Origin of the sequence: Lacihabitans sp. CS3-21, assembly GCF_024343675.1 — a bacterium.
Lineage (GTDB): Bacteria > Bacteroidota > Bacteroidia > Cytophagales > Spirosomataceae > Leadbetterella.
Genome location: NZ_RJUD01000013.1, coordinates 75,170 through 93,441 on the forward strand (window position 1 = coordinate 75,170; position 18,272 = coordinate 93,441).

At 37.7% G+C, this 18,272-nt stretch carries 13 protein-coding genes and 2 pseudogenes; 9 read left to right on the top strand and 6 right to left on the bottom strand.

Going from position 1 to position 18,272, the window contains the following annotated elements; genetic code table 11:
* The first annotated feature begins 1 nt into the window (after nt 1).
* Nucleotides 2-910, top strand: a complete 909-nt coding sequence (locus EGI24_RS09930) for a lysophospholipid acyltransferase family protein (RefSeq protein WP_255048224.1) — start codon at nt 2-4, stop codon at nt 908-910.
* Here EGI24_RS09930 and dnaE read toward each other — a convergent pair.
* Nucleotides 907-4,497, bottom strand: a complete 3,591-nt coding sequence (dnaE, locus tag EGI24_RS09935; protein WP_255048225.1) for a DNA polymerase III subunit alpha — start codon at nt 4,495-4,497, stop codon at nt 907-909. The genes EGI24_RS09930 and dnaE overlap by 4 nt on opposite strands.
* Nucleotides 4,498-4,916: 419 nt before the next feature.
* On the opposite strand from dnaE, the gene rpmI reads away from it, so the two are divergent.
* From rpmI to dnaK, 5 genes and pseudogenes are all read left to right on the top strand, one after another.
* Entirely contained in the window at nt 4,917-5,111 is a 195-nt protein-coding gene (gene rpmI, locus EGI24_RS09940) for a 50S ribosomal protein L35 (RefSeq protein ID WP_255035430.1), read from the top strand.
* Nucleotides 5,112-5,197: 86 nt separating this feature from the next.
* Nucleotides 5,198-5,542, top strand: a complete 345-nt coding sequence (gene rplT / locus EGI24_RS09945) for a 50S ribosomal protein L20 (protein WP_255048226.1) — start codon at nt 5,198-5,200, stop codon at nt 5,540-5,542.
* A 151-nt stretch (nt 5,543-5,693) separates the two neighbouring features.
* A complete protein-coding gene (locus EGI24_RS09950) occupies nt 5,694-6,290 on the top strand; it encodes a DUF937 domain-containing protein (RefSeq protein WP_255048227.1) in 597 nt (198 codons plus the stop codon).
* Nucleotides 6,291-6,368: 78 nt separating this feature from the next.
* Nucleotides 6,369-9,254 carry an NPCBM/NEW2 domain-containing protein gene (locus EGI24_RS09955; RefSeq protein WP_255048228.1) on the top strand — a complete coding sequence of 962 codons (2,886 nt, stop codon included), beginning with the start codon at nt 6,369-6,371 and terminating at the stop codon, nt 9,252-9,254.
* Between the two features lie 111 nt (nt 9,255-9,365).
* Nucleotides 9,366-11,271: pseudogene (dnaK, locus tag EGI24_RS09960) on the top strand (molecular chaperone DnaK).
* A gap of 278 nt (nt 11,272-11,549) precedes the next feature.
* Here the strand turns inward: dnaK and folE are convergent.
* Both folE and EGI24_RS09970 read right to left on the bottom strand, forming a co-directional pair.
* Nucleotides 11,550-12,242, bottom strand: coding sequence for a GTP cyclohydrolase I FolE (folE, locus tag EGI24_RS09965; RefSeq protein WP_255048229.1), 693 nt, complete (start codon nt 12,240-12,242; stop codon nt 11,550-11,552).
* The gene (locus EGI24_RS09970; protein ID WP_262926190.1) at nt 12,205-12,615 is read right to left on the bottom strand and encodes a 6-carboxytetrahydropterin synthase; all 411 of its coding nucleotides are present in this window, start codon (nt 12,613-12,615) and stop codon (nt 12,205-12,207) included. Before EGI24_RS09970 ends, folE begins: the two co-directional genes overlap by 38 nt.
* A 148-nt stretch (nt 12,616-12,763) precedes the next feature.
* Between EGI24_RS09970 and EGI24_RS09975 the strand changes: the two genes are divergently transcribed.
* Both EGI24_RS09975 and EGI24_RS09980 read left to right on the top strand, forming a co-directional pair.
* Complete coding sequence (locus tag EGI24_RS09975) at nt 12,764-14,104, top strand: Gfo/Idh/MocA family protein (RefSeq protein WP_255048230.1); 1,341 nt, start codon at nt 12,764-12,766, stop codon at nt 14,102-14,104.
* Nucleotides 14,105-14,161: 57 nt separating this feature from the next.
* On the top strand, nt 14,162-14,998 hold the full coding sequence (locus EGI24_RS09980) for an SDR family oxidoreductase (RefSeq protein WP_255048231.1): 837 nt from the start codon (nt 14,162-14,164) through the stop codon (nt 14,996-14,998).
* Here the strand turns inward: EGI24_RS09980 and EGI24_RS09985 are convergent.
* Nucleotides 14,993-15,532: a hypothetical protein gene (locus tag EGI24_RS09985; protein ID WP_255048232.1), complete on the bottom strand. Its 540-nt coding sequence runs from the start codon at nt 15,530-15,532 to the stop codon at nt 14,993-14,995. The genes EGI24_RS09980 and EGI24_RS09985 overlap by 6 nt on opposite strands.
* 3 nt (nt 15,533-15,535) lie before the next feature.
* Nucleotides 15,536-17,509 (bottom strand): alpha-1,4-glucan--maltose-1-phosphate maltosyltransferase, encoded by a 1,974-nt coding sequence (locus EGI24_RS09990; protein ID WP_255048233.1) that lies wholly within the window; start codon nt 17,507-17,509, stop codon nt 15,536-15,538.
* A 130-nt stretch (nt 17,510-17,639) separates the two neighbouring features.
* On the opposite strand from EGI24_RS09990, the gene EGI24_RS09995 reads away from it, so the two are divergent.
* Nucleotides 17,640-18,077: a hypothetical protein gene (locus EGI24_RS09995; RefSeq protein WP_255048234.1), complete on the top strand. Its 438-nt coding sequence runs from the start codon at nt 17,640-17,642 to the stop codon at nt 18,075-18,077.
* Here EGI24_RS09995 and EGI24_RS10000 read toward each other — a convergent pair.
* A pseudogene (locus tag EGI24_RS10000) lies at nt 18,058-18,272 on the bottom strand (hypothetical protein); the annotation flags it as partial. The gene EGI24_RS09995 and the pseudogene EGI24_RS10000 sit on opposite strands and share 20 nt — an antisense overlap.

Consider the following 18,272-nt stretch of genomic DNA (forward strand, 5'->3'; position numbering starts at 1 on the left):
CATGCAAGCAATTGCTTTCTACTTATTATTGCCGTTTTTATATTTTTTCTCTATCCTTCCTATAAAGTTTCTTTATGTAATTTCTAGAGGCTTTATTTATCCCGTTCTCTATAAATTAATTGGTTATAGAAAAAAAGTTGTAGAAAATAACCTTAAAAATTCTTTTCCCGAGAAAAGTAGAGAAGAAAGGGAGTTAATCGCCTCGGATTTTTATAAATATCTAGCCGATATGTTTGTGGAGACTATCAAAAGTTTCACCATTTCTGAAAAACTTTTGTTGGAAAAAATAAAATTAGAGAACACCCAGATTTTAATTCCGTTTTTTGAAGCCAATAAAAATGTGGTTATTACGCTTGGTCATATCGGAAATTATGAATTGATTGCTAAAGCCATGCCTTTCTTCATGAAACACAAGGTGCTGGTTCCCTATCATAAAATGAGTAATGACTACTTCAATAATCTTTTTTATAAATCTAGAACGGCATTTGGAACGATTTTTTTTCCAACTTTTGACACCTTTACGAGTATAAAAAAAGACTATGGAAAGGCTTTCGCCATAACTTTGGCCAACGATCAATCTGCCCCACCCACTAAATCTTTTTGGACCAAATTCTTAAATCAGGATACTACTTTCTTTACGGGTACAGAGAAAATCGCTCAGCAATTTGATTATCCAGTAGTTTTTGCACATGTTACAGTTCCTCAAAAAGGTCATTACACCATGACTTTTGAGTTAATTTCCGACAATTCCAAGTCAGAACCTGAAGGATTTATAATGAAAAAACACGCTGAATTACTCGAAAAAGACATTCTTGCTGATCCAAAATATTGGCTTTGGACACACAAACGCTGGAAACACAAAATGCCAGCTGGAGTAGAATATGGTTTTAATGTTTCGAAAAAAGCTTAGCCAAAACTTACATTTTCTTCTCCAACAATCTCTAAGAGGCTTTTTTGAACGTCTTTATTGAGATCTATCTTCATGGTTCTTGAAAACATGGCCACGTCGTATTTTTCGTCCATATCGTACACATTCATCTTGAAATTGAACTTGCCTGGATTTGAAGTGATGATATCGAGTAATCCATTGATAGTTATATCGTTAATCTCTGCTAAGTTTAATTTGACATTAACTTCTTTGAATCTTTTGGCCTTCATGTCGTTGAGTAATTCAACTTGAAGGGGCTTAAACTCCAATTCACCCTCACGATTCCACTTGGTTTGGATTTTACCTCTGATACTCACAAAAAAGCCAAGTCCCAGATAGTTTGAAAACTCCACATAGTCTTTGCCAAAAAGCATGATTTCGAGCGAAGAAGTATAATCTTCAATCTTAAAAATGCCAAATGGATTTCCGTTTTTGGACTGTTTCTGTTGTACTGAAGATATTACACCACCAACAATAAATTCTCTGTTGACATTATCAGGCTCAAACAATTGATCCAGAGGTTTACAAAGAGACATTTCAATAGAAAACTGGTCGAGCGGATGGCCCGAAATATAGAAGCCAACCACATCTTTTTCGTATTTTAGTTTTTCTATATCACCCCATTGTTCAATGTTTTCTGACTTTGGTTTTTGGATATCAAACCCGCCATTGGTCTCAAATCCACCAAAAAGCGAATTCTGTGCTGAAGCCTTATCCTCTGCTATTTTATTGGCATATCGTATGAGTTTTTCTATGAAAGTGCTCCCTTCAGTTTCATGAAAATATACCGCACGGTGAATATCATCAAAACAATCAAAAGCTCCAGCGTAGGTGAGCGATTCTAGCGTTTTCTTGTTTACAGTTCGAAGGTTTACACGCTTTATAAAGTCAAAAATATCGGCAAAAGGCCCATTTTTTTCTCTTTCTTCTATAATTGCATCCACTGCGGCGTCTCCTGTTCCTTTTATTCCACCAAGTCCAAAACGTATTTCTTTCTTTTTATTTACACTAAAACGCTTGTTCGATTCATTGATATCTGGCCCCAAAACATTTAATCCCAATAGTTTACATTCTTCCATGAAAAAAGTAATCTTGTCGATGTTGCCGAGTTGAGAGGTTAATACCCCAGCCATATATTCAGAAGTATAATGTGCTTTTAGATAGGCAGTTTGATAGGCCACAAATGCATAACAAGTGGAATGCGATTTATTAAAAGCATACTGTGCAAAAGCTTCCCAGTCGGTCCATATTTTTTCTAAAATTTTGGTATCATGGCCATTGGAAGCACCTCCTTCCATGAATTTTACCTTCATTTTGTTCAGGACTTCTATCTGCTTTTTACCCATGGCCTTTCGCAAAACGTCGGCATCTCCTTTGGTAAAATTGCCCAGTTTCTGCGACAAAAGCATTACCTGCTCTTGATAAACGGTGATTCCATAAGTTTCGCCCAAATACTCTTCTACTTCTGGTAAATCGTATTTGATTTCTTCAGTTCCATGTTTTCTAGCAATGAAGTTAGGAATATATGCAATCGGACCTGGGCGATAAAGGGCATTCATGGCAATCAAGTCGTCAAATCTATCAGGTTTGAGTTCCTTCATGTATTTTTTCATACCGTCGGATTCAAACTGAAATATCGCAGTAGTTTCTCCTCTTTGAAAAAGCTCAAAAGTTTTGGTATCGTCTAACGGAATCTCATCAATTTCTATGTCATGTCCATAGTTTTCTTTGATCATCCGCAGGGCTTCTTTGATAATCGAGAGGTTCCTCAATCCCAAAAAGTCCATTTTGATTACTCCAGCATCTTCTATTACTTTTCCCTCATATTGGGTAATCAATAGGTCAGAGTCTTTTGAAGTACAAACTGGTACAATATCAGATAAATCCCATGGTGCAATGATGATACCTGCAGCGTGAATTCCTGTGTTTCTTACGGTACCTTCCAGCTTTTCAGCTTGTTTCAATACCTTGGAAGTCAAGTCGTTGGCATTGTACATTTCTCTGACTTTCCGTACATTTTCTTGTTCATCGGGTCCAAGTCCAAGTTCGTTCAGCGATTTCGGGCCGGCCATGGGCATATGTATCAATTTCTTGAAATCCATGCCATAAGATGGTTTGTCTGGAATCAGCTTAGCTATGTAGTTGGCGTCAGCCAGAGGCAAATCCATAACCCTTGCCACGTCTTTTATCGAAGATTTGGTGGCCATAGTGCCATAGGTAATGATCTGAGCCACTTGGTTTTTTCCATATTTATCCACCACATAATCAATCACTTTCTGGCGACCTTCATCGTCAAAATCCGTATCAATATCGGGCATGGATTTTCGGTCTGGATTAAGGAAACGCTCAAAAAGTAGGTTGTACTTTATAGGGTCAATATTAGTAATACTGATACAATACGCTACTACAGACCCAGCCGCCGAACCACGCCCTGGGCCTATCATTACGCCTAGATCACGCCCAGCTTTTATGAAGTCCATGACAATCAAGAAATAACCAGCAAAACCCATAGTTTTAATGGTAAATAGCTCAAAATCCAGACGTTCTTGTGTGGAGGTAATGATTTCTCCATAACGTCTTCTGGCACCTTCGTAGGTCAAATGCCTCAGATATTCCCATTGGTTTAGTTTGTCATCCGCATGAATCTTGAATTCCTCAGGAATCGGGAAATTGGGCAGTAAAATATCTTGCTTGAGATTCAATTTGTCTATTTTGCCTACAATCTCATTGGTGTTATCAATTGCTGCCGGAATGTCCCTAAACAAATGGCTCATTTCAGCCGTAGACTTGAAATAAAACTGGTCGTTGAAAAACGCAAAACGCGTGTTTTTGGCACTCATCGTTTCGTCATCAGCAAAATCTTTGGCAGATGGCGTGGCGAGTTTTTCGTTGGTGTTAACACACAGCAAAATATCATGGGCCACCCAGTCTGATTGATCCACGTAATGGCTATCATTAGAAGCAATAACTTTTACGTTGTATTTTTTTGCCCATTTAAGCAAAACCTCGTTAACTATATTTTGCTCAGGTATTTCGTGGCGTTGAATTTCTACATAATAATCTTCGCCAAAACGCTCCAACCACCATTGAAACTCTATTTCACCTTCTTCTTCGCCTTTTTTTAGAATAGTTTTTGGTACAGAAGCACCTATGCAACAAGTAGTAGCAATCAAGCCTTCCTTGTATTTTTCTATCATCGCTTTCGTTACCCTCGGATATTTACTGTACAAACCTTCCATGTAGCCCAAAGAGCACAGTTTAGTCAGGTTTTTGTAACCGATAGCGTTTTTGGCCAACAAAAGTTGGTGATGTCGAATGTCTTTTTGCTCTTTGGTAAATTGCTTACGGGTGTGATCCTCCACTACATACAACTCGCAGCCTACAATAGGTTTTACATTAAACTTGTCAGCCGCAGCCACAAAATCAAACACGCCAAACATATTGCCATGGTCGGTAATGGCCATGGCAGGCATACCGTCTTCCTGAGCTTTGGCAAAGAGTTTCTTTACGTTAGAAGCTCCATCCAACAGCGAATATTGGGTGTGATTATGTAAATGAGAGAATTGCATTCGGTTTTTTTGTAATAAGTAGTACCATGCAAATATAGCCAATAACCCTATTCTTTACTAAATGCTGAATCTCTTTAATTTACCAGTTAAATTCAAAGCCTTAAAAATCAGCACTTCTCTATTTTCTGAATACATTTCTGGCGGCCTGCTAAAGCACCGGGCTATCCGTTACAAGTCCTCGCGGCTACGCCAGCTGTGGGCTTTCCACTACTATCCCTGGCCGGAAGCGGAATGTAATATGCAATTAATAAATGTATAGCTTGCAGATTTAACATTCTCTCAAAACTTGTCAACTGTAGTCAACTACAATTTTGTCAAACAAATCCAGCCAATTATTCCACTTAACATTTGATTTTTCGAATAATTTCCCTAATTTTGCGACCCAATTTACTTTTAATACACTTAATCTGTTTTGTACAATGCCTAAGCAAAAAACAAATTCAGGAGCAAAAAAGAGGTTCAAATTGACTGGAACTGGAAAAATCAAGCGTAAGCATGCTTTCCACAGTCACATTTTAACTAAAAAATCGACGAAACGTAAGAGAGTTCTTGCATCGTCAGCTCTAGTAAGCTCTGCGGACGAAAGCCGCATCAAAGCCTTGTTGAATGGTTAATTCAACAATTGGTTCAATTGTTTCACCCGAATAAAGGCTTTAAAGTATCCCTAAACGGAACGCCTGATTCAAAAAACTAAAAAATTATGCCACGTAGTGTCAATCATGTCGCGTCTAAAGCTAGACGCAAAAAAGTGCTGAAATTAGCCAAAGGCTATTACGGCAGAAGAAAAAATGTTTGGACGGTTGCTAAAAACGCCGTTGAAAAAGGTTTAGTTTACGCCTACATTGGTCGTAAGCAAAAGAAAAGAAATTTCCGTAGCTTGTGGATCGTAAGGATCAATGCAGGTGTGAGACCATTCGGTATGTCATACTCTGTGTTTATCAACAAACTACAAAAATCAGGCATTGAGCTTAACCGTAAAGTGTTAGCAGATTTAGCTTTGAATCATCCAGATGCTTTCAAAGCCATCGTAGAGAAAGTAAAATAATAATTCCCATTTATCGGATATTATTAAAAAAAAAAGACGCTACTTAGCGTCTTTTTTTTGTTACCTAAAGATATTTTTTGGGTCTAATAATGGAATTATAAGAGATAGTTCATAATTTTAAACAAAATTTATTAAAACCAAGAGTATCAAAATGTTAGAAGTATTGCAAGGATTGATTCAACAAGCTGGACAAACAGCAGTTGTAGAAAATAATGAAGTGCCAAATGAGCATAACGAAGGTGTAATGGGAGAGGTTATGCAGGGGCTTTTAGGAGGTTTAACCAATCAAGCAAATTCGCAAGGTGGATTGGGAAATATATTAGGAATGTTAACAGGCGGCAGTAATTCAAACCAAGGTGGAAGCTTAATGGACAACCCTATGGTTGCTGGTATAGCACAAAACATTATCGGTAGCATTATGGCAAAGTTTGGTCTTTCAAACAGTGCTGCTTCAGGTGTGGTTGCTAATATGTTGCCATCTGTTTTGGGTGGACTGATCAACAAATCTAATGACCCAACTGATAGTTCAGTAGACACTGGAAGTATCATGAACGTATTGTCAGGTGGCAAAACTTCTGGTATAGATTTCGGAAGTTTACTAAGCCAAGGTGCTGGAGCAATGGCTGACGGAAAATTAGATATGAATGATTTAATCAATCTTGCCTCTGGTGCAGGTTCTTCAAATCAAAATTCTGGCGGAGGCAACCTTTTTGGCAACCTGTTAGGCGGATTATTTGGAAAAAAATAACAAAGAATTTGAAAAAAAGGCGTAGAATTAATTTTCTACGCTTTTTTGTTATTTACGGCTTTCTTCACATAAAAAGACATGAAACTAACCCAAAAAATTTTACTTTTACTTTTGCTTTGTACTAGACTATCTGCACAAATAACGGTCTCTCACCCAATCAGTAATGCTGTTTATCAACGAAATAGTGCTAGTCAAGCCAATTTGATTATTAGTGGAAGTTACTCTCAACCTATTGCCACGGCCATACAAGCAAGGCTTTTAAATCCCAGCAATGCTACCCCAATACCCGGTTACGATTGGTCTATTATTCAGGAAAATCCTACCATGGGATATTTTAGTGGACAGTTTAGTAATGTCCCAGCTGGTTGGTACACATTAGAAATAAGGTCTTTAAGAAGTGGAACAGTTTTAGAAGCCACCACTGTAAACAGGGTGGGTATTGGCGATGTTTTTATGATTGCTGGGCAATCAAATGGGCAAGGGTATTTTGATAATTCGAATAACCCTATTGGCTTGGCCTCAAGTTCTGAAAAAGTAGTTACACATGACTATGGAGTTTATTGCTCCAATGAAAATCTGCCAATGCCCGTAATGAGTCAAATTTTAGAATTAACAAAGCCAAGTACGGCAGGTTTTGCTTCTTGGTGTTATGGAAGACTTGGAGAGAACATTGTCAATAGCACAGGTTTTCCAGTCGCATTCTTTAATTCAGGTGCATCAGGTTCTACTTCAGATAATTGGAAGGTGAGCTCCGATGGCGGTACAACCAATAATATATTTACAGGACAACAATTTTGTAGCACTATAGATGAGAATAATGGTAGGCCATATTCAATTGGACTGCCTTATTCCAATTTCAAGCGGGGCTTAAATTATTACAATTCATTATTTGGTGCCCGAGCAGTACTTTGGCATCAAGGAGAATCTGACAAGGTTCAAAATGTGAGTGCATCAACTTATCAAACTAATGTGAATTATGTTATTGCAAAATCTAGAAATGATTTTTCTAATAATTTGCCATGGGTTATTTCCAGGGTTTCTTTTATTGATGGAGCACCATCAGCAATTATTACTGGAGCTCAAACTGGTTTGATTAATAATGCAAATCAAATTTTTGCTGGACCTGAGACAGATGGCATAAACAATAACTCGGTAGCTGGTTCGAGAGATAACATAAATTTGCACTTTTCAAAAATAGTTGGTATGCCTTTGTTGGCTGATGCCTGGTCTAGTTATTTAAACAGCTCGTTTTTCAACAATTCCAATCCCATTGCGGCAAATACACCTCCAACAATTTCAGTGAGTTATGTGAACGCTTCTCAATTAACCTTGAGCGTGCCTTCAGGATATACCTCTTACAAATGGGTAAGTGGAGATTTTGCTTATGGAAATTCAAGTTTTGGGACATCTAATACTTTAACCGTTAGTTCAGGTACCTATCGTTGTTGGGTGACTACAGCCAATGGCAATCAACAGATTAGTAGCGAAGTAAATGTAGGTCAAGCCTTAAACTTGGCCAATAACGGGTCAAGTTGCTCAGTCAATGCCTATTTGTCAGATTTGAAATTTATTTCGGCATCTAATGCTTTGGGACCAATAGAAATAAACAAAACAAACGGTTCGTCAGCCGATGGTGATGGAAGTGCGATAGTTTTGAAAGGTCAAGGTTATGCCAAAGGAATCGGTGTGGCTGATAATTCAGAGATTAAGTATATGATTCCAAGTGGTCAATACTATAAATTTAAGTCTTATATCGGGATAAGCGATGATGTTTCAAATGCTTGTGACAACACTGGCGGTGTAGTTTTTAAAGTTTATGGCAACGAAACCTTGCTTTATACGAGTCCAACAATTTATAGAAACTCGGCCTTGCAAGAAGTCAATGTGAATATATATGCCTACAGTTCAGTGAAGTTGAAGGTAGAGCCTGTAGGCTCAAATACCACTTGTAACAGAGCGGTTTGGGCAGATGCACGATTGATGTGTGCTTTGGGTGACACTACTCCTCCAAGCATAGTTACAAACTTAGTTGCAACAGACACCCTGACCAAATGTATTTCTTTTCAATGGACACCCGCCACCGATGATCAAGCGATAGGTGGTTATTATATTTACAAAAATGGAGTGAAAATTGATACCGTTCCGGATACACAGAACACCTATACCATTACCGGTTTATCATCTGGAACTAGCGTTCAATTTGGCGTAAAAGCATTTGATGTTTTGGGTAATGAATCAGCTACAGTTAGTCTTACACTTAGTGCTGTTAATGCAGTTGTTCAGTATGAAGGTGATGGCTACTTTTGCGTCTCTAGATCATATTTGCCATCTTTGGTAGTTCCTACTGGAGGTGTTTTTTCTTTGGCTTCGGGGCCCGCAGCCACCATTAATGCTACAACGGGAGAGTTTTTCTCGAACATTTCGGATTTATTCCTTTGCAATTATCAGATTGGAGTGGGTAATCCTGCATGTTTTCAAGAAAACTATTTTTACCTGGGCACTACTGCTCCACCTTCCATAACTCCTGTGATTTCTGCAGATAAGTCTTTGGTAAACTCTGGAACAGCTGTGAATTTCACCTCAAATGCATGTGATGGTTCAAGCGTATTAACTTGGAGCTTTTCAGGATCAAATTCTACGAATGTACAATATAGTCCAACTGCAACAGGGGTTTATTTTGCTTCTTGTAAAAAAGATTTGTGCCAAGTATATTCAAATAATATTACTATAAATGTTTTACCCAATTGTACAAGCAATTTGGTTTTGGCACCAACAGCCAACAACCTAAGTTCAAGAATAAATCCTTTGAACTTTAACAGTAGTAATACCATTCAAGCCACAAATGTTATATCGCCTACCAACAATGTGCAATACAATGCAGCCAATGCAATAATTCTTAGTCCAGGCTTTACTGTCGATTCTGGCGTGATTTTTTCCGCTAAAATCCAAAATTGTCCTAATTGACAGGTAGGTTTGTGACAATTTGTCATTAATATTTGACAAAAAAACCCTTGGCATATTCATTGTGAATTGTGTATCGTAATTATTTTTAATTAAATACACTGACAGAAAATCATGGGAAAAATTATTGGAATAGATTTAGGAACTACCAACTCTTGTGTGGCCGTAATGGAGGGGAACGAACCGGTAGTAATAGCCAATAGCGAGGGAGCTAGAACTACTCCTTCTATTGTAGCGTTTTTAGATAACGGCGAGAAGAAGGTAGGTGCCCCAGCAAAAAGACAAGCAATTACCAACCCTAAGAACACCATCGCTTCGGTGAAGCGTTTTATGGGGAAAAAACATAGTGAAGTAGGTTCTGAACTTAAAACCATAGCTTACGATATAGAAAAAGGAGCAAATGACACACCAAGAGTAAAAATAGGTGATCGTCAATATACTCCTCAGGAAATTTCTGCATTTATTCTTCAAAAAATGAAGGCTACTGCAGAAGATTATTTAGGCCAAACTGTAACAGAGGCGGTTATTACTGTTCCTGCATATTTCAACGATGCTGAGCGTCAAGCCACCAAAGAAGCTGGTTTGATAGCTGGTTTGGATGTAAAGAGAATCATCAACGAGCCAACTGCTGCTGCCTTGGCTTATGGACTAGACAAGCAGGGTAAAGACATGACAGTAGTTGTGTTTGACTTAGGAGGTGGTACGTTTGACGTATCTATTCTTGATCTTGGTGATGGCGTTTTTGAAGTAAAATCTACTGACGGTGATACGCATTTAGGTGGTGATGACTTTGACCAAGTGATAATCGAATGGTTAGCAGCAGAATTCAAAGCTGACGAAGGTGTGGATTTGATGCACGATGCCATGGCTCTTCAAAGATTGAAGGAAGCAGCCGAAAGAGCAAAAGTGGAGCTTTCAAGTTCTACTCAAGCAGAAATCAATTTGCCATACATATTCCCTGTGGATGGTGTGCCTAAGCACTTGGTAAGATCACTTACTAGAGCCAAGTTTGAGCAATTGGCTGACAGTCTTTTCAAAAGAATGATGGAGCCTTGCAAAAGAGCTATGAAGAATTCAGGAATATCGAATAGCCAAATATCAGAAGTAATTTTGGTGGGAGGATCGACTCGTATTCCTAAAGTTCAAGAAGAAGTAGAAGCATTCTTTGGTAAAAAACCCTCAAAAGGAGTTAACCCTGACGAGGCTGTGGCTATCGGAGCGGCAATCCAGGGTGGTGTATTGACTGGAGAAGTTAAAGATATATTATTGTTAGACGTAATTCCACTTTCATTGGGTATCGAAACGATGGGTGGCGTGTTCACAAAAATGATTGAAGCCAATACCACAATACCTACCAACAAAGTAGAGGTTTTCTCTACAGCAGCTGACAATCAGCCTTCTGTAGAATTGCACGTGTTGCAAGGAGAAAGACCATTGGCCAACCAAAACCGTACTTTGGGCAGATTCCACTTGGATGGTTTGCCACCAGCCATGAGAGGAGTTCCTCAAATCGAAGTGGCTTTTGACGTGGATGCCAACGGTATCTTGAACGTAACAGCGAAAGACAAAGGTACCGGCAAAGAGCAAAAAATCAGAATTGAGGCTTCAAGCGGACTTTCAGATGCTGAAATTCAGAGAATGAGAGATGAAGGAAGCGAAAGCCAATGAAGAAGCAGATAAAAAAGAAAAAGAAACGATAGAGAAAGTAAATGCTGCCGATTCGATGATTTTCCAAACAGAAAAACAATTGAAAGAATTTGGCGATAAACTTTCTGAAGGTAACAAAACTGCCATTGAAGGTGCTTTGACAGAATTGAGAGCCGCTCACGGAACTCGCGATTTGGCTGCAATTGATGCCTCAATGGAGAAAATCAATACAGCATGGCAAGCTGCAAGTCAGGAGATTTATAATGCTCAGCAAGCTGACGGAGGTGCTCAAGGCCCTGCAGCTGGTGGTGCTGCTGAGTCTACTTCTGCTGAAGAGAATGTAACAGATGTTAACTTCGAAGAAGTAAAATAAATGGGTATTGGTTAAATACAGAAAAGTCTGGACTTTAGGTAGTTCAGACTTTTTTTACAACCTTTTTTTAGCCATTTGCGTATATGAGATATGAATCTACCTGAGAATTTTTTTCAAAAGGATTTAGGATTTATTTTAAGATGTATGGGTTTAGTCAAAAAAGCACCTTAGGTTTTAGGGTGCTTTTTTTGTGGGCCAATTTTGTGAATTTTCTAAAAATAAAAAAAAACACAAACCCTTTGGGATTTGTGTTTTTCAGAAAAATAAGAATTTGAAAATTAATTTTTCAATTTTATTAATGATAAAAATTCTTCTCTTTTCAAAGCATTGTTAAAAGCACCTTCAAAGAAAGAAGTTACGGTAGAACTGCTTTGGTCAGCAATTCCTCTTGAAGATACACAGAAATGATCGGCGTCAACCACAACCGCAATGTCATCCGTTTTCAAGGCTTCTTTCAAAGCATTTCCGATTTGAATGGTCATTCTTTCTTGTACTTGTGGTCTTCTAGCATAATGATTCACTAATCTATGTAATTTCGAAAGTCCGATGACATTTCCAGACGAAATATAACCGATGTGAACTTTTCCGACTATGGGCACAAAGTGGTGTTCACAATTAGAATAAAAACTAATATCACGCTCAACCAATATTTCGTCATATTTGTAATTATTATCAAATAAGGTAATGGAAGGCATGTTTTCTGGATTAAGTCCTGAAAATAACTCCTTCACGTACATTTTTGCTACTCTTTTGGGAGTTCCTTTTAGGCTATCATCGTTAAGGTCTAAACCCAATGTGTGCATTATTTCTTTGAAATGATCCGCGATAATCTCCATTTTTTGTTCATCAGACATTACAAAAGCATCCTCCCTGAGTGGAGTAGAGATGTTTGTCATGATGTGATCATCGCCAAATTCTTGGTCCTCGATAGCCTTAAGCTGGGTATTCAACATAGTTTCTTTCTGTTTCAAATAATGTTATTTTCAAATCAAATTTTTCATCTATCTTCTGACGGAGAATATCATAAATGACTACAACTATATTTTCAGCTGTAGGGTTTAAATTTTTAAAATATTCTATGTCAAGATTTAGATTTTTGTGGTCAAATTTATCAAGAATATTTTCTTTGATAATGTCGCTAAGTACTTTTAAATCAAATACATATCCAGTTTTTTGGTCTGGATATCCAGTGAGTTTTACGAGTAAATCGTAGTTATGCCCATGGTAATTTGGGTTATTACATTTACCAAAAATCTCTTGGTTTTTCTCATCGCTCCATTCAGGATTAAATAACCTATGGGCTGCGTTGAAATGTTCTTTTCTAATTACTGAAATTTTATTCAAAATAAGTTTTTTTTAGTCTTGTACAAAGTTTGTGTACTACACAATCAAAAACATACAGGGTAGTTTTGATAATTGACTAACGATTGAAAGTTTAATATTGTTCAAATAAAAAATAAATATTACATTAGTAAAAAATTTTAAAAATTATATGGATCGCAGAAATTTTCTTACTACCAGCCTTGCTACATCAGCTATACCATTTTTGAAAGTCAATTCCGCTCAAAAGGATAAAAAAGTAAAACTGGCTTTTATTGGAGTGGGTCTGCGAGGTAGAAACCATGTGGACCAAGCAGTTTATAGAGAGGATGTTGAAATAACCGCCATCTGCGATACTGACCCAGATGCCATCAAACGCACCTTGGCCATTACCCAAAAAGCCAATCGTAAAGATCCAGCTGTTTATGGCAAAACTGACCACGATTTTATAAATATGCTCAAAAGAGAGGATATTGACGGCGTGGTGATTGCTACGCCTTGGGAATGGCACGTGCCGATGAGTGTGGAGTCAATGAAAGCTGGAAAATATACTGCTGTAGAAGTTTCTGCCACAGTGACGCTCCAAGAATCGTGGGATCTGGTAGATACTTATGAGAAAACTGGCTCACATTGCATGATTTTGGAGAACGTGTGCTACCGCAGAGATGTGATGTCGGTTTTGAACATGATTCGCAAAGGGATGTTTGGCGAGATGCTATACGCACATTGCGGCTATCAACACGACCTTAGAGAAGTGAAATTCAATGACGGAAAGCGTTTTTATGGAGGTGGAGTGGAATTTGGTGAAAAGGCCATTTCTGAAGCCAAATGGAGAACGCAGCATTCGGTAGATAGAAATGGAGATATTTATCCAACCCATGGACTAGGCCCAGTGGCACATTGGTTGGACATCAATAGAGGAAATAAATTTAATTACCTAACTTCAACAGCTACAAAGGCCAGAGGTTTGCATAAGCATATAGTGGACAAAGGCGGTGCGGATCATCCAAATGCCAAAGTAAAGTTTAAACTTGGTGACGTAATTACGACTACAATTCAGTGTGAAAACGGAGAGAATATCGTTATTATGCATGATTGCAACTCTCCTAGGCCTTATTCGCTTGGATTTAGGGCACAAGGCACGGAGGGTATATGGATGGATGATAATAAGTCAATTTATATTGAAGGCAAAAGCCCTAAAGCACATGCATGGGAGCCATTTAAGCCTTATCAAGAAGAACATGATCATCCCGTTTGGAAAACACACGCACAAACAGCTGAAAAAGCAGGTCATGGCGGAATAGACTTTTTTGTTTTAAGGGCGTTTATAGAATCTGTCAAAAATAAAGTTGCTCCACCAATCGATGTATATGATGCAGCAGCATGGAGTGCTATTAGTCCTTTGTCGGAGCTTTCTATAGCCCGCGGAAGCTCACCAGTGGAGATTCCAGATTTTACGAGGGGTAAATGGAGAACCAATCAAAGGATTTTTGGCTTGACAGAGAATTATTAAGTTTGAGTAAATCATTTTGCCTATTTTGGGGTTACATGGTATATAACACTTTATCAATTGAAAAGCAAAGTAGCAGTCATTACAGGTGGAACATCGGGAATAGGAAAAGCCACAGTTGAAAAATTAGTGACTTTTGGTACTACAGTCGTGCTTTTGGCCAGAGATACGCAAAAAGCCGAAATTGTCAAAAAAGAGATTCTGAAAACTTTTCCAAATGGAAAGATTGAAATTTTTGCTGGCGATTTAACGGATTTGAAGTCCATAAAGGCTGCTTCAGAAGAGATAAAAGCAAGGCATCCCAAAATAGACATTTTGATAAACAATGCAGGAGGAGTTTATTCAGAATTTGAAAGAACGGCCGATGGTTTTGAACTTGGATTTCAGGTTAACCACTTGGCTCACTTTCTTTTGACACAATTGCTTTTAGAAAACTTGCTAAAAAGTGAGGAATCCAGAGTTATTAATTTATCTTCAGAAGCACACCGAATGGGGAAATTTAGTATAGGAAACCTTAACGCAGAGAAAAAGTTCAGCACTTGGAAGCAATACGGAGCCACAAAATTGATGAATATCTTATTTACGAAAGCTTTGGCCAATAAATACGCTGAAAAAGGACTGTTGGCTTTTGCAGTACATCCTGGTGTAGTAAAGTCGGGTTTTGGAGCCAACAATACTGGTTTTTTGAAATATTTCAATAAAATGCCATTCTTAATAACTCCAGAAAAAGGAGCTGAAACGAGTGTGTATTTGGCGACTCAAACAAAAGAGAAACTTTCCAATGGCGGATATTATAAAAGATGCCAAATTTCGTACTCCTCACTTGAAAGCCAAGATGTGGTATCGCAAGATCAACTTTGGGATATTTCTATGAAAATGATAAAAGACTATTTATAAGTTAATTATCTTGCCATCAATAGAGCTTGTGTCGGGTTTAGACAAAAAAAGTTTTTGAATACTGTAAACGGAATACGCATTAAGTTTTCCGTTTTTTGTTTTCATCATCATTTTAGAATTCGTTTTGAAAAGATAATTTGAAGTGCTTGTTTCTATGCTGATTATCTTCGAATTCTTTTCTTCTAAATTTTCTATCGCCATGCTTTTTACCAATAATGATTCGCCAAGCTTTAGTTTATAATTGACGCTTTTTGATGTCTCTTGTATGGAATAACTGTTTACGAATGCACGCTTATTTAGGTCAGACTCAACAAATAGACTGAGTTCTTTTGCCCAATCTATGTCCTTGGTAGATTTAGTCTCTTTATTATTGCCGATTTGCCACACTTTTGTTACTTCCGGCTTCTTGATTTCTAGTTCCGCAATAATAGATTCAGAAAATCCTTTCAAATCAAAGTATTTCTTATTGGTTATTTGCTTTTCTTGCTTACATGAAACAAAAAATAGAGATATTAAAAGGATTTTCTTTGTCATATATCAATGGTGAATGTCTTCAATTCTGAATAAGTGAAAAGGCAAAATATTAGGGTCGAGGGAAACAAAATTTTTGGCACCTTGCCAAGTATATTTTGCTCCAGTTATGAGGTCATGTACCAAATAACTTTCAGACTCGTGCTTCCCAAGTTTATGGAGTGGCAAATTCAAAATACCCGATTGCGTGGTATATCCTTCTAAATTAACCACAAAAAGCAGCCTATTCCCATTTTCGTGGGTTTTTAAATAAGCCAACATATTATCGTTCGAAATTTCACAAAATTCGATATTATTGGTATGCTGAAGAGCTGAATTTTGCTTTCTAATACGGTTTACTTCTGTGTAAATGTGTGTAATCTTATTCCGTTTTTCCCAATCCCAGTATTTAATCTCGTATTTTTCTGAGTTTTTATATTCTTCTTTTGGTGAGTTGGAGTCATGATACAAATATTCATAGGAAGGGCCAAAAACGCCATAATTGCTTGATAGTGTGGCTGCCATAAAATACTTAATCAAAAACATCGGCTCATGTCCCGACTGTAAAATGTAAGGATTGATGTCATGCGTATTGGGCCAGAAATTTGGTCTAAAATAATCCCTCATGTCAGATTTTGTCAATTCAGTCATGTATGCTATCAGTTCGGCCTTAGAATTACGCCACGTATAATAGGTATAAGACTGCGTGAAACCCACTTTGGCCAACTGTTGCATCACTTTTGGTTTTGTAAAAGCTTCTGACAAGAATATCATTTCAGGGTAAACCGACCGAGTTTCGGCAATTACCCATTCCCAAAAACCGAAAGATTTGGTGTGGGGATTGTCCACTCTTATGATTTTCACACCCCATTCAGCCCAAGTAAATATCACGTTTTTCAATTCTATCCAAAGATTTTGCCAGTCGTTACTTTCAAAATTTATCGGGTAGATGTCCTGGTATTTTTTTGGCGGATTCTCGGCATATTTTATCGTTCCATCTGGTAATATTTTAAACCAATCTGGATGCTCGGTGACCCATGGATGATCTGGCGAACACTGAATAGCCAAGTCCATGGCCAACTCCATGTTATATTTTTTGCATTCCTCTATAAGATGCTTGAATTCCTCCAAAGTGCCTAGCTCAGAATGAATTGCGGTGTGGCCACCTTCTGCCGACCCTATACCATAAGGCACTCCAGGCTCATCTGGCAGGCATTCTGTAGCATTGTTCTTTCCTTTTCTGAAGGTTTGTCCAATTGGGTGTACAGGCGGCAAGTAAAGTACATCAAAGCCCAGTTCTTGAATTCTTGGCAATAAGTTTTCTACATCTTTAAAATTTCCATGTTTCCCTACTTCTTTGGTGGCTGAGCGAGGGAAAATAGAGTACCAAGCCGAAAATTCTGCTTTTACACGGTCAGTAAAAATTAACCGTTCCTCTGACCAACAGGTATTTTCTTTGATGGGGTATTTGTCAATCCAGAGGTGCATTTGTTCGCTCCTACATATCCAAGTGGCTTCTTCGTACTTTTCCGGGTTTTTAAAAATACCGATTGCTTTTTTTATGTCTTCTTTGTCTTGGCCTTTTGCAGATTTTGCTATTATATTTAAGAAATCTAAACCCACCAAAAGCTCAACTTCGAGTTTCAAACCAGCCTTTATTTTTTCGTCAACTTCGTGCTGCCAGGTGGCAAAATGGTCAACCCAAGCTTCGATTTTGAAAGTGTAAAAGCCGATTTTTTCTGTAATAAATTCTCCACCAAATCTATCATTCACTTGAGCAAACATAGGTTTCTCAGTCCAAGACTTTTCTGATTCGTGTTTAAACCAAAGCCGTTGTCCAAGGTAATCATGACCGTCTATAAGTATGTCGGCAGATATTTGAACTTTCTGACCTTGAATGGTTTTGGTAGCGTATTTTCCTCCGTTAATTTCTGGTTTGATGTTTTCTATTACGGCCCTTATTTTGCCACCAGAAGGGAGGATAATTTTGGTTTTTGTCATAGGTGTATAATTTCGTCCCTCAAAAATATTACTATTGTTTCAATTTGACCTTGATTTTGATTAATAATTTGCATTTTTGTCATATCAAATCCTTTTAGATTTCGTTTAAGAAATTAAAAATCTGATTTATATGAAATACCTTTTGATACTTTTTCTTTTTGTAGGATTTATTGCCAATGGACAATCTCTTAAAGGGGCTTGGCAAAATATTGAAGCTGGCAAAACCACAACCATTATCGCTACGGATACTTATCTCACTGTAAATATATATGAACTTGAGTCTAAGAAATTTATAGAATCTTGGGGTGGGAAATATACGGTTGGTGTTACTAATGAGGCTTTTATGGAAATTGAATTTCATTCCCAAAATCCAGCAGTGGTGAATTCTTCACAATCTTATAATATCAATCTAAAGAAAAAAAGTTTGGAATTCAATGACAAAAAGTTTCAAAAACTTGATTTTGCCAAAGAAAACGCTCTTTCTGGACTTTGGCGAATAACTGCCAGAGCAAACGAAACAGGTGAAATGTCAGAAATGAAACCTGGCCCTAGACAGGAATATTTTTAAAAATGGCGGGAATTACATTTTCACCATCGATGATAACATCTGGCATGTCTTTCTTGAAATTATTATAGATATTGGAAAGACTCATGTAGTTGTTTGGGTTTTTAAAATCTGATTGAGCAAGACTCCAACTCAAATAACCTGTAGCCATACTGTTGGTTCTGTAAGCGTCAATGTGTTGGCCAGTTACAAAAATCC

Bases quoted from the DNA above. Each gene is read 5' to 3' on its own strand.
- EGI24_RS09975 (WP_255048230.1), top strand. From the start codon at position 12,764: ATGGATCGCAGAAATTTTCTTACTACCAGCCTTGCTACATCAGCTATA.
- EGI24_RS09995 (WP_255048234.1), top strand. From the start codon at position 17,640: ATGAAATACCTTTTGATACTTTTTCTTTTTGTAGGATTTATTGCCAAT.
- EGI24_RS09985 (WP_255048232.1), bottom strand. From the start codon at position 15,532: ATGACAAAGAAAATCCTTTTAATATCTCTATTTTTTGTTTCATGTAAG.
- rpmI (WP_255035430.1), top strand. From the start codon at position 4,917: ATGCCTAAGCAAAAAACAAATTCAGGAGCAAAAAAGAGGTTCAAATTG.
- EGI24_RS09930 (WP_255048224.1), top strand. From the start codon at position 2: ATGCAAGCAATTGCTTTCTACTTATTATTGCCGTTTTTATATTTTTTC.
- EGI24_RS09950 (WP_255048227.1), top strand. From the start codon at position 5,694: ATGTTAGAAGTATTGCAAGGATTGATTCAACAAGCTGGACAAACAGCA.
- dnaE (WP_255048225.1), bottom strand. From the start codon at position 4,497: ATGCAATTCTCTCATTTACATAATCACACCCAATATTCGCTGTTGGAT.
- EGI24_RS09955 (WP_255048228.1), top strand. From the start codon at position 6,369: ATGAAACTAACCCAAAAAATTTTACTTTTACTTTTGCTTTGTACTAGA.
- rplT (WP_255048226.1), top strand. From the start codon at position 5,198: ATGCCACGTAGTGTCAATCATGTCGCGTCTAAAGCTAGACGCAAAAAA.
- EGI24_RS09990 (WP_255048233.1), bottom strand. From the start codon at position 17,509: ATGACAAAAACCAAAATTATCCTCCCTTCTGGTGGCAAAATAAGGGCC.